At 69.0% G+C, this 11238-nt stretch carries 8 protein-coding genes; 2 read left to right on the plus strand and 6 right to left on the minus strand.

Features of this window, described 5'->3' with window-relative positions; translation table 11 throughout:
* Positions 1-42: 42 nt before the first annotated feature.
* The 5 genes from ACTHL4_RS11335 to ACTHL4_RS11355 all read right to left on the minus strand — a co-directional run bounded on the left by ACTHL4_RS11335 (position 43) and on the right by ACTHL4_RS11355 (position 6735).
* Positions 43-351, minus strand: coding sequence for a WXG100 family type VII secretion target (locus ACTHL4_RS11335; protein ID WP_440282872.1), 309 nt, complete (start codon positions 349-351; stop codon positions 43-45).
* A gap of 114 nt (positions 352-465) precedes the next feature.
* The gene (locus ACTHL4_RS11340) at positions 466-2502 is read right to left on the minus strand and encodes a HelD family protein (RefSeq protein ID WP_440282873.1); all 2037 of its coding nucleotides are present in this window, start codon (positions 2500-2502) and stop codon (positions 466-468) included.
* A 276-nt stretch (positions 2503-2778) separates the two neighbouring features.
* The gene (locus ACTHL4_RS11345; protein ID WP_440282874.1) at positions 2779-4302 is read right to left on the minus strand and encodes a S1C family serine protease; all 1524 of its coding nucleotides are present in this window, start codon (positions 4300-4302) and stop codon (positions 2779-2781) included.
* A 54-nt stretch (positions 4303-4356) separates the two neighbouring features.
* Entirely contained in the window at positions 4357-5967 is a 1611-nt protein-coding gene (locus ACTHL4_RS11350) for a sensor histidine kinase (RefSeq protein ID WP_440282875.1), read from the minus strand.
* 69 nt (positions 5968-6036) lie between these two features.
* On the minus strand, positions 6037-6735 hold the full coding sequence (locus ACTHL4_RS11355) for a response regulator transcription factor (RefSeq protein WP_440282876.1): 699 nt from the start codon (positions 6733-6735) through the stop codon (positions 6037-6039).
* 170 nt (positions 6736-6905) lie between these two features.
* On the opposite strand from ACTHL4_RS11355, the gene ACTHL4_RS11360 reads away from it, so the two are divergent.
* Both ACTHL4_RS11360 and ACTHL4_RS11365 read left to right on the plus strand, forming a co-directional pair.
* A complete protein-coding gene (locus ACTHL4_RS11360) occupies positions 6906-7337 on the plus strand; it encodes a MarR family winged helix-turn-helix transcriptional regulator (RefSeq protein ID WP_440282877.1) in 432 nt (143 codons plus the stop codon).
* Positions 7334-8629, plus strand: a complete 1296-nt coding sequence (locus tag ACTHL4_RS11365) for an MFS transporter (RefSeq protein WP_440282878.1) — start codon at positions 7334-7336, stop codon at positions 8627-8629. The genes ACTHL4_RS11360 and ACTHL4_RS11365 overlap by 4 nt, the downstream gene beginning before the upstream one ends.
* 79 nt (positions 8630-8708) lie before the next feature.
* Here ACTHL4_RS11365 and pepN read toward each other — a convergent pair.
* Positions 8709-11238: aminopeptidase N (pepN, locus tag ACTHL4_RS11370; RefSeq protein ID WP_440282879.1), on the minus strand; the 2530-nt coding region annotated here is incomplete at its 5' end.

Here is an 11238-nt window from a genome sequence, read left to right on the forward strand (position 1 = left end):
GGGGGTGGGCGGCCGCGTGGCCGGAGGCCGTCGGCAGATCGCTCAGGCGTTCACACTGAAGGCCTTCACGACGTCGGTCTCGACCTGCGCGTAGGCCGTGCCGGCCGAGCCGACGGTGGTGCCGATGTCGGCCAGTGCCGTGCGGACCTTGGTCTGTGCCTTCGTCCACTCGTGATGCAGCGCGGCATACTGATTGGCGCCCTGGCCCGTCCAACTCGCCTGCAGGACACCGAGTTTGCCCTTCATCAGTTGCATCAGGGTGTCGATCTCCTGGCCGATCTGGCCGATGTCCAGACTGTGCTGGCCGAGCTCGGCGGCGTTGACGCTGTAGCCCTGGTTCGGTGTGTGCATGTGTGCCTCCCAAGAAGTCGTCCGCCCGGTGCGGACGTGATGGGACGACGCTAGGCAACGCCGACCGAACCGCGCAGAAGTTATCCACAGGGGCGTCGTGGACGCGGGCACCGGTCAGGACCGCGCGAGCAACTCCGGCGGCAGTGGCCGGGCGTGTATGACGCGCAGCGTGGACACCGCGCGGGTGAGCACGACGTAGAGCCGGCGCAGACCGGTCCGGGTGTCCGGCTCGGCGTCGGCGATGTCACCGGGTTCGAGCACGACGACGTGGTCGAACTCCAGGCCCTTGGCCACAGTCGCGGGGACGACCTGCACCCGGTGGTCGGCGTCGTCGCCTGCGTCCGGACCGAGCACGCCGTGCTGGATCGCGTGGTGCCGCAAGGACTCCGACAACTCACCGACGAGCGCGTCCGGGACGATGAGACCGATCGACCCGATGTCCCGCAGCACCTCCCGCACGGCTTCGACGACGGCGGCCGACCGGCCGTCCACACTGGTCGGCAGGAGAGCCAGCTCACCGGCGTTGTCACGCACGCTCACCGGTGCGCCGAGGCCGGGAGCCATCCACGGCAGCAGCCGCGCTGCGAAATCGATCACCGATGCCGGCACCCGGAACCCGCGGTCGAGGATTTCCAGGTGGTGCTCGGGCTTGCCCAGGTGCACCATCGCGGTCTGCCAGCTGTCGGTGGCCCACGGCGTGGTGCCCTGTGCGATGTCGCCGAGCACGGTCACCGAACCCGTCGAGCAGCGCCGGCCGACCGCGCGCAACTGCATCGGGGAGAGGTCCTGTGCCTCGTCGAGGACGACGTGGCCGAGACTCGGCGTGCGGCCCAGCAGATCGTGCAACTCGTCCAGCAGGGTCAGATCCGCTGCCGACCACTTGGCATTCCCCTTGGTGCGAGCCGGCTTCTCCCACAACAGGATCCGCTGCTCGGCCGGGTCGAGGACACCGTCGGCCGCAGCGGCAAGCTGCTCGGGACCGGACCACAGCTCGAAGAGCACCTGTAACGGATCGACGGCCGGCCAGACCGAGGCGGCGTACTTCTTCATCGGCGTGCTACGCGCCACCGTCTCCTGCACCCGGTCGTCGGGGGAGTCGCCGGCACGTTCCATGCGCAGCAGCACGGCATGCGCCAACCGGCGCGGCAGCATCTCGCGGGCCGCGTTGAAACGCACGCCCCGGGTGCTCAGCTCGTCGATGATCTCCTGCACCTCGTATGCCGGGATCCGCCACTTGCGTGCTCCTCGCGGTATGACGAGGGCTTCCGTAGGTCGTCCGACGCGCGCCCAGAGCGCTGCACGCAGCACTTCCGCCATACGCGGATCACCTTTGAGGACAGCTGCTTGCGTGCTGTCGACAGAACGGACCCGGGCATGCGCGACCAGGTCGACGGCGGTGGAGTGCTCGACCCGGATCTCGCCCAGGGCCGGCAACACCGCGCCGATGTGATCGAGGAAGGCGCGGTTGGGCCCGACGACCAGCACGCCCGACCGGTCCAACCGATCCCGGTGGGTGTAGAGCAGCCAGGCGGCGCGGTGCAGTCCGACCGCCGTCTTCCCGGTCCCCGGGGCACCCTGGACGCACACGGACACGTCGACGTCGGACCGGACGATCACGTCCTGCTCCGGCTGGATGGTGGCCACGATGTCGCGCATCGGACCGGTGCGCGGACGCTCGATCTCCTGCGCCAGGATCTGGCTGCGATTCGAGGGTTCGGCTGCCGAGAGCAGGTTCTCGTCCTCGATCGCGGTGATCTGACCGTGGTCGATGCCGAACCTGCGGCGGCGCGCGACACCCATCGGCTCGGTCCGTGACGCCCGGTAGAACGCGGCGGAGACCGGCGCCCGCCAGTCCAGCACCACCGGGTCGCCGTCGGCGTTGCTGACGTGGCGTCGACCGATGTAGACGGTTGCAGTGTCGTCGGTGACCGGTGCGGCGTGGTCGATGCGCCCGAAGAAGAGTGCGGTGTGCGGGTCGTCCTGCAGCGACGCCACGCGTCGGGCCAGCGTCACGGCGAGTTCGTATGCAGAGTCGCCGTCGCTGGCACGATGCGGGTCGAGGGACTCGGCGCGCTCGCGCATTCGGGCCAGGTCGGCGCGTGCGTCGGCGAGATAGGCGCGTTCGGATTCGAGGTCGGTGTCAGTTGTCATGGGCTCCAAGAAGATTGGGCCGAAGGAACCCGGGGTCCCCGCGACGTATTCGGAGAAGCGCAGCGGGGGAGAGACTTCGTGCGGTCGGGCGAAAGGGGGCGCCTCTTCCGGCGGTGGTTGTGGGGGAAGAGCGAGTATATCCGCTCGATTCCTGCCACGACCGCCGTCCAAGGCGCCCCCTCGCGTGATCCGGCCCCGTCACAAGCCGGATCCACCCCGTCAGGACCTACCGGGCAACGGAGGAAGGGAGAGTAGCCCGGGGCCCTTCGTCACGGCCTAACTGGACGATGCCTCGCCCAAGGTGACCGTGACGTCCTGCTGCTTCCCATCGCGCACGATGGTCAGCGTGATCTTGTCCCCGACGTTGTGCGCCCGGACGAAACCGATGAGCGCGTCGGAGGAGGACACCTGGTGTCCGTTGAACTTGATGACGTCGTCTCCCTTCTTGATCCCGGCCTTCGCTGCCGGCGAACCGGCGTTGACCGAGACGATCTTGGCCGCCTGCACGGTGGCGTTGCCGACCTTGACCGTGGCCGGCGTCGCCGACACCGTCACACCGATCTGGGCGTGACGCACCTTGCCGTGCTCCATGAGCTGCGAGGTGATGTTCTTGACGACCGACACAGGGATAGCAAACCCGATCCCGATGTTTCCCGACTGGGAGGAACCTGAAGATTGACCGAGAGTCGCGATCGAGGAGTTGATCCCGATCAGCTTCCCGGACCCGTTGACCAGCGCACCACCGGAGTTGCCGGGATTGATCGCGGCACTGGTCTGGATGGCGTTGGTCGTCGAGCTGTTCTCCTGCTTCTGGCCACCGCCGAACGGGTTGTTGCCCCCGCCGGGGCTCTCCTGCTGGGTGGTGACCGGGCGGTTCAGCGCGCTGACGATGCCTGTGGTGACCGTGCCGGCCAGCCCGAGCGGGTTGCCGACCGCCATCACCGGCTGCCCCACGACCAGACTCTTGTCGTCGCCCAGCGTGATCGGCGTCAGGTCACTCGGCGGATTCTTCAGCTTCACCACCGCGAGATCGGTGCTGGGATCGGTGCCGACGACCTTGGCCTCGTAGGTGCGGTTGTTGTTCAGAGTGACCGTGACGGTCGGGTTCGGGCCTGCACCGCTCACCACGTGGTTGTTGGTGACGATGTTGCCGTCCTTGTCGAGGATGACGCCCGAACCCTGGTCGCCGGAGGCGCCCGATCGGACCGTGATCGCCACGACGCTCGGCGCGACCTTGGCCGCCGTGGCGGACCAGTCGACGGTGCCCGCGTTGGCGAAGTCCGCCGGGTTCGCCTGGACCACAGTGGTGCTGGAACTGCCGGCGGCGGCGGAACTGCCGTCGTTGGTCAGCGCCCAGGTGCCCCCGCTGGCCAACGCTGCAGCCAGCACCGCGGCCACCGGCACCGCCGCCCATCGCCGACTGCGCTTGGGGCCGTCCTGCCCGCCGCTGCCGTTCCCGCCCGGCTGGTACGGACCGCCGGAGAAACCGCCCGGTCCGCCGCCCTGGTGGTATGACGGCGCCGCGTAGGGATTCTGCCCGGGTGCGCCGTACGGGCGCTGGCTCGACTGCTGACCTGCGCCGACCGGCGCGGCATACGGCCCATTCTGCTGCCGGTGCGGCTGCTGCGACTGGTCACCGTAGGACTGGTCACCGTGGGACGCCTGCGGCCTCGGGTGCGCCGGCAGGTGCGCGGTGTGGTCGTCGGCATCGTAGATGCGGCCGGTCGTGTCCGAGCCGCCGGTGTTCCCCGTGTGCTCGGTGCCCCGACGGTCATCAGCGTTCTGCTGGTCAAAGGACATCTTGGATAACCCCTCGTGGTCGATGCGCCGCCGGTCGGTGGCCTTCACTGGTTGTCACTCAACGCCGTCCGTCTGTCGCGGCGCTTCGCCGAACCTGTGGGCCTCCTGTGGCTCACGGATGGCCGGCGACGGCGCCCGTTCACCGTCCGGCTCCGCTGCCGAGTCGTCCGGCGGCGGTGTCGGCATCGAGGGTATTTTCGCCACGAAGGTCGCGCCACCACCGGGGGTGTCCCGGACCTCGACACCGCCGCCGTGGGCCTCCACGAGCGCGGTGACGATCGCCAGGCCGAGGCCGCTGCCGCCGTGCTCACTGTTGCGGGACGCGTCGGCGCGGTAGAACCGTTCGAAGATGCGATCGCGCAGGTGCGCCGGCACGCCGGCGCCGTGGTCGATGACGTGCAGTTGCGCGGTGCGGCCGACGATGCCGACCGCGACCTCGATGGGGGTGCCGGCGGGGGTGTAGCGGATCGCGTTGGCCATCAGGTTGGTCAGCACCTGTCGGAGCGCCGCGTCGTCACCGAGCACGACGGTCGGCCCGACCGGACCGCCCAGGCCGAGCAATCGCACCTCGCGGTCGTGGTCGATCGCCGTGGCGTCCTGCACCGTGTCCGCGGACAGCACGGTCAGATCGACGGGGGACGACGGCCGCTGTGGGGCGGTGTCGTCCTTGTGCCGCCGCTCCAACCGGGTCAGCAGCAACAGGTCGTCCACCATCACCGCCATCCGGGTGGCCTCGTCCTCGATCCGGCGCATCGCCGACCGCACGTCGTCGGGCTCGGACACGGCGCCCTGGCGGAAGAGTTCGGCATACCCCCGCACGGTGGCCAGCGGGGTGCGCAACTCGTGGGAGGCATCGGCGACGAACTGGCGCATCCGGTCCTCGGAGGCGCGGCGTACATCGAAGGAGTCCTCGATGCGGGCGAGCATCACGTTGAGCGACTTGCTGAGGCTGCCCACCTCGTCCTGCGCGCCCGGTGTCGGCACACGCTGTGTCAGGTCGCCGCGGGCGATGCTGCGTGCGGTGTCCTCGATCTGGCGCAGCGGGCGCAGCGCGCGTCGTACGGCGAACCACCCGAGCGCGGCGCAGGCGAACAGCGCCAGCAGCCCGACCAGCACGATCACCAACTCGAGGTGGACGATCACCTCGTCGGTGTGGTCCATCGACACCGCGACCGCGTAGACGTAGGTCGTGTCGCCACTGCGCACCGTGCCGGCGACGACGTGCCAGGTGGTGTCCGCGCCCCCCTTGGAGCCGACGCTGAAGATGTGTCCGCTGCGGACCCGCGGGTCGGAGCTGGTCAGCGCGGGGATCGCCGGCAGTGGTCCGTCGGAGGAGGAGTTGCCCGGGTCGGTGGTCAGACTGGTCCGGCGGCCGTCGGTCGTCTGCAGTTCGACGGCATACGTGTTGGTCGGCACGTAGGCGAAGGCGCGCTGCTCGGTGGCGTGGCTCTGGATCTCGCTGTCGACCAGGTGGGTGCTCGCGGCCCGCAGCTCGGCGTCCTGGCGGTCGGTCATGAAGCTGCGGACCTGCGTGGTCACGGTGGCGCCGGAGACCAGCAGGGCGAGCGCGAGCAGCACCATCAGCAGCACGCTGAGGCGTAGCCGCAGTGGCATGGCCGACAACTCGTGCCGGACACGGTGCTGCAGCGAAGACTCGTTCCTCATCCTCTGTTCATTCTGCGGCACGGCAGGACGTCCCGGTGACGCGCCGCGCGCTGACGGGCGGGCCGCCGGTCACTCGCGCGGGGCGCGCAACACGTAGCCGACGCCGCGCTTGGTGTGGATCAGGGCCGGGGCGTCGCCGACGTCGATCTTGCGTCGCAGGTAGGAGATGTAGCTCTCCACGATGCCGGCCTCGCCACGGAAGTCGTAGTCCCAGACGTGGTCCAGGATCTGGGCCTTGGACAGCACCCGGCCCTGGTTGAGCATCAGGTAACGCAGCAGCTTGAACTCGGTGGGGGAGACCTCGATCACCTGACCGGCCCGGCGTACCTCGTGCGAGTCCTCGTCCAACTCGAGGTCGGCGACGCGCACCGTCGAGCGTGCGTCGTTCTCCACCTGCGTGCGGCGCAGGACCGCACGGATCCGGGCCACGACCTCCTCGAGACTGAAGGGCTTGGTGACGTAGTCGTCGCCGCCGACCGTCAGCCCCTTGACCTTGTCCTCGACCGCGTCCCGGGCGGTCAGGAAGACGATCGGCAACTCCACCCCATTGGCGCGCAACTTGCGGGTGACGGTGAAACCGTCCATGTCGGGCAGCATGACGTCCAGCACCGCCAGGTCGAGCTTGTGCTCGCCGGCAACCGAGATCGCGTCGTTGCCGGTGGCTGCGGTGTGCACTTCGAAACCGGCGAACTTCAGGCTCGTCGCGAGCAATTCGCGGATGTTGGTCTCGTCCTCGACGACCAGCAGGCGGGCTTCCGGAGAGGTCATGTCGATCACTGTGACTCCGTTTCCTGGGAATTGCCTGTACATCCCATGATATGCGTCGGCGGTGCTGCTGGGCGATGCTCGGGAGCCCGGGATCGCCTGCGTCCGCGGAGCCGCCTCGGGCCGCCGCTCGGCAATGTCGTTAGCTGGTCTAATGAGCTAAACTAACGACAGTGACCCCCGCCGAACGCAAACATCTCGCCGTCGATCTCCGATCCGTCTGCATGCGGATCAGCCGCCGGGTGCGTTTCTCCCGCGCGGGTCAGGACACTCTGCGGCCGCACCAGGTGTCGGTGCTGAGCAAACTCGACAAGCAGGTGCGCACCCCGCGGGAGCTCGCCGAGATCGAGTGCGTGAGTGCCCCGTCGATGACTCGGACGGTGAACGCATTGGTGGAGCAGGGTTTCGTGCGCCGCGACGCCGATCCCGAGGACGGCCGCCAGGTCCATCTCCAGCTGACTCCGGAGGGGCGCAAGACGCTCAGCGCCATACGACGGTCGCGCGATGAGTGGGTCTATTCGCGGATGGTCGATCTGAGTGAGGAGGAGTGTGCGGTGCTGCGTCAGGCCGCCGACATCCTGGAACGGGTGGTCGCACCCCAATGAGCCGCAGCCGGACCTTCGCGTCCCTGTCCGTCTACAACTACCGCGTCTACTTCGCCGGCGCCCTGGTCTCCAACGTCGGCACCTGGATGGGTCGCACCGCCCAGGACTGGCTGGTGCTGACCCAACTCACCGCCCACGACTCCACGGCGCTGGGCATCGTCACCGCCCTGCAGTTCGCGCCGGTGGTGCTGCTGGCTCCGTTCGCCGGCGCGATCACCGATCGTTTCCCCAAGCGGCGGGTTCTCTTCGGCACGCAGAGCGCGCTGGCCGTGACCGCGGCGCTGCTCGCGGCACTGGTGCTCACCGACGTGGTGCAGCTGTGGCACGTCTATGCGCTCGCGTTGTTGCAGGGCGTCGCGACGGCGCTGGACAACCCCAGCCGGCAGGCATTCGTCTCGGAGATGGTGGAGTCCGACCTGCTGAGCAACGCGGTCGGCCTGAACGCCACGTCGTTCAATGCCGCGCGGCTGATCGGCCCAGGCATCGCCGGTCTGTGCATCGGTCTCATCGGCACGGGCCAGACCCTGGTGTTCAACACCCTGTCCTTCGTCGCGGTGCTGATCGCGCTGAAGGCGATGCGTCCCGAGGAGCTGATGCCGGCACCCCAGGTCCGCGGCAAGGGCAAGGTGCGTGAAGGACTGGCCTACGTGCGGCGGCGACCGGACATCATGCTGATCATGTTCATGGTCTTCATGCTCGGCACGTTCGGCATGAACTTCCAGCTGACCATCGCGCTGATGGCGACGACGGTCTTCCACCGGGGCGCGGCGGAGTACGGCCTGCTGGGATCGGTCATGGCGATCGGTTCGCTGGCCGGCGCGCTCATGGCGGCCCGCCGGCAGCGGCCGCGGCTGCGCATCGTGCTGGGCTCACTGGTCGGCTTCACGCTCTTCTCGGCGCTCGCCGCGCTGGCGCCGTCATACCTGCTGTTCGCACTGTTCCTGATCCCCACCGGATTGTGCGCGATCACCACGCTCAACACCGCCAACGCGACCGTGCAGCTGAGCGTCACCCCGGTGATGCGGGGTCGGGTCATGGCGCTCTACATGGCCATCTTCATGGGCGGTACGCCGGCGGGGGCCCCTGTCATCGGTTGGATCGGCACCGCGTTCGGGGCGCGGTGGACCATCCTGGTCGGCAGCGTGGCGACGGCGATTACGGTGGGTGCCGTCATGTTCTACCTGATGCGCAGCAAAGACCTGCGAGTGCGGCTCGAGGGTCGCCCGATCCCGCACCTCGAGGTGCGCCAGCGCGACCGCGCCGGTGACCTCGCCGGTGAGCGCGTCGCATGATGTCCCCCAGGGCGCAGCGGCTGGTGGTCGTCATCGCGCTGGTCGCCTTGGTGGGCGTCGCGGTGCTGGGCGCGCTGCTCTAGTCGCCGGCCTGTGCCCGCAGCTGCCGCTTCGTGTGGTCGAGCTGCTCGATGACGATGCGGCGCAACGCATTCGGCGCGTCCGGGTGCGTACCCAGCCACGCGTCGGCAGCGGCGACCACCGGGTTGTCGGTGACGTCGCCGTCGGCGACGCTGGTGCGCGGAAATGCCCCGGCCACCAGACGCGCGGCCATGACCATCGTCTGGTCACGCCACCACTGGTCGAGCTGCTCGAAGTAGGGCGTGCGGAACTCCTCGGTGAGGGCCTGATCGCCGGCCGCGAAGCCGGCCAGCAGCGCCCGTTGGCGGTCGTTGGTCAGGTCGTCGCCGGTCGTCAGCTCTCGCCATACCCGCCGCTTGTGCGCAACCGACGGCAGCGTGGCGAGGGCCCGGTCGAGCGCAATGGCGCCGCTCATCGTCGGGTCGGCGTCGTAGGCGTCCGGCAGTTCGGACTCTCCGACAGAGCCCTGCTCGGCGAGGGCGACGAGCAGGTCCCAGCGCAGCGACGGGGTCACCTCCAGTCCGGCCACGCCGCCCCGCAGGGCGAGGCGCACCGGATCGACACCGGCCGGGGACCGGCCGGCGCAGAACGCCAACGCGTGTGCCCAGGCGCGCTGCAGATCGGAGCCGGGTGCGGCGGCCTGCAGACCGGCGTCGACCGTGGCGACGAGCTGAGCAGACGCCGAAGGGCGCTCGCCTGGTGCCAGGTAGTCCGAGATCGCCGTGCGGGCTTGCTGCAGCACCATCGACACCAGTCCGGCGTCGGTCTCCGTCGCCACGTTGGCGTCGATCGCTGCCAGGTAGGTCGCTGCGGACAGGCGCGCGTCCCGCACCGCGTTCCACAGGGCCGACCACACCACTGCACGGGTCAGGGTGGGTTCCAGCGATGACAGGTCGCCCAGCACGTTCGTCACGGACGTGTCGTCCAGGTGGACCAGTGCGTAGGTGAGGTCGTCGTCATTGGGCACGACGACGTCGGCCCGGGTGCCCGGCGGTAACGGCACCGCGACCTTCGGTGCGTCCAGGGTGAGTTCCACGCGCGCGGTGCGCTCCAGTCCGGTCGCTTCGAGTGCGAAGGTGGAGACGACCACCCGGTGGTTGCGGGCGATCTGCTCGCCGGTCGAGGGGTCCGTGGAATCGGTTGTCAGGTAGATGGTCCCGCCGTCCCGAACCACCCCGAGCGCCGAGGGTCCGGTGGTCTCCAGCCAGGTCGGCACCCAGTCCGACAGGTCCGCCTCGCTGCTCTCCTGCAGCGCGTCGATCAGATCCCGCAGCCCCGTCGAACCGAAGGCATGCTGCTGGAAGTAGAGCTGCGCGGCGCGGAAGAAGGCGTCCCGCCCGGCATACGCCATCAGTTGCTTCAGCACCGACGCCCCCTTGGCGTAGGTGATGCCGTCGAAGTTCTGCCGGGCGGCCTCCAGGTCCGGGATGTCCGCCACGATGGGGTGGGTCGTCGGCAACTGGTCCTGGACGTAGGCCCACTGCTTGCGATTGACCGCGAACGTGACCCAGGAGCCGTCGAAGCCGGCGGCCTCGGTCGCACCCAGATAGCCCATCAAATCGGCGAAGGACTCCTTCAGCCAGGTGTCGTCCCACCAGCGCGGGGTGGCGAGGTCGCCGAACCACATGTGCGCCATCTCGTGCATGATCACCTCGGCGCGGGACTCGCGCTGCGCCTCGGTGGGGGTGCCGCGGAAGATGTAGGCGTTCTCGCTGAAGGTCACCAGGCCGGGGTTCTCCATCGCGCCGAGGTTGTACTCCGGCACGAAGATCTCGTCGTACTTCCCCCAGGGATAAGGGAATCGGAACGCCTCGTCGAAGAACGTCAGCCCCTGTTTGGTGATGGTGAAGATCTCGTCGGCGTCCAAGTGCTCGGCCATCGACCGACGGCAGATGACGCCGAGCGGGATCTCCAGCGAGCTGCCGTCGGCGCGGTCGGCGCGCCATACGTCCCGCGCGACGTGATAGGGCCCCACCGCGAAGGCGGTGAGGTATGACGACAGCGGCAGCGTCGGGGCGAAGACGACGGTGTGCCCCTCGCCGTCGGCTTCATCGGAGACCGGTGACTGGTTGCTCAGCACGACGCAGCCGGCAGGCGCCGTGATCGCGAACGTGAAGCGCGCCTTCAGATCCGGCTGCTCGAAGCAGGCGAACGCACGGCGTGCGTCCGTGGGCTCGAAATGTGTGTAGGCGTAGGTGTTTCCGTCTGCTGGGTCGGTGAAGCGATGCACGCCCTCGCCGGTCCGGCTGTAGGCACAGCGGGCCTCCACGACGACCTCGTTGACCGCCTCGCCGGTCCGCAGGCCCTGCAGCGGAACACGCGCACCGTCGTAGCCGTCCAGGGACTGGGCGGTGCCGTTGACCGTCAGGGCGGTGAGCTCGTCGGCCACCAGGTCCAGCCAGGTCGAGGTTTCCGTGCTGGTGAAGCGGATCGTCGCACGTGAGGCGAACGTCGAGGCGTCGGGATCGGCGAGGTTGCCCAGGTCCAGGTCGACCCGGTGGGTCTCGACGGCGAGTTGCCGACCGCGC

It is taken from the genome of Flexivirga sp. (assembly GCF_051955415.1).
GTDB lineage: Bacteria > Actinomycetota > Actinomycetes > Actinomycetales > Dermatophilaceae > Flexivirga.

Excerpts from the sequence above, each read along its gene's own strand:
- ACTHL4_RS11335 (WP_440282872.1), bottom strand. The coding sequence starts at position 351 with ATGCACACACCGAACCAGGGCTACAGCGTCAACGCCGCCGAGCTCGGC.
- ACTHL4_RS11340 (WP_440282873.1), bottom strand. The coding sequence starts at position 2,502 with ATGACAACTGACACCGACCTCGAATCCGAACGCGCCTATCTCGCCGAC.
- ACTHL4_RS11345 (WP_440282874.1), bottom strand. The coding sequence starts at position 4,302 with ATGTCCTTTGACCAGCAGAACGCTGATGACCGTCGGGGCACCGAGCAC.
- ACTHL4_RS11350 (WP_440282875.1), bottom strand. The coding sequence starts at position 5,967 with ATGAGGAACGAGTCTTCGCTGCAGCACCGTGTCCGGCACGAGTTGTCG.
- ACTHL4_RS11355 (WP_440282876.1), bottom strand. The coding sequence starts at position 6,735 with ATGACCTCTCCGGAAGCCCGCCTGCTGGTCGTCGAGGACGAGACCAAC.
- ACTHL4_RS11365 (WP_440282878.1), top strand. The coding sequence starts at position 7,334 with ATGAGCCGCAGCCGGACCTTCGCGTCCCTGTCCGTCTACAACTACCGC.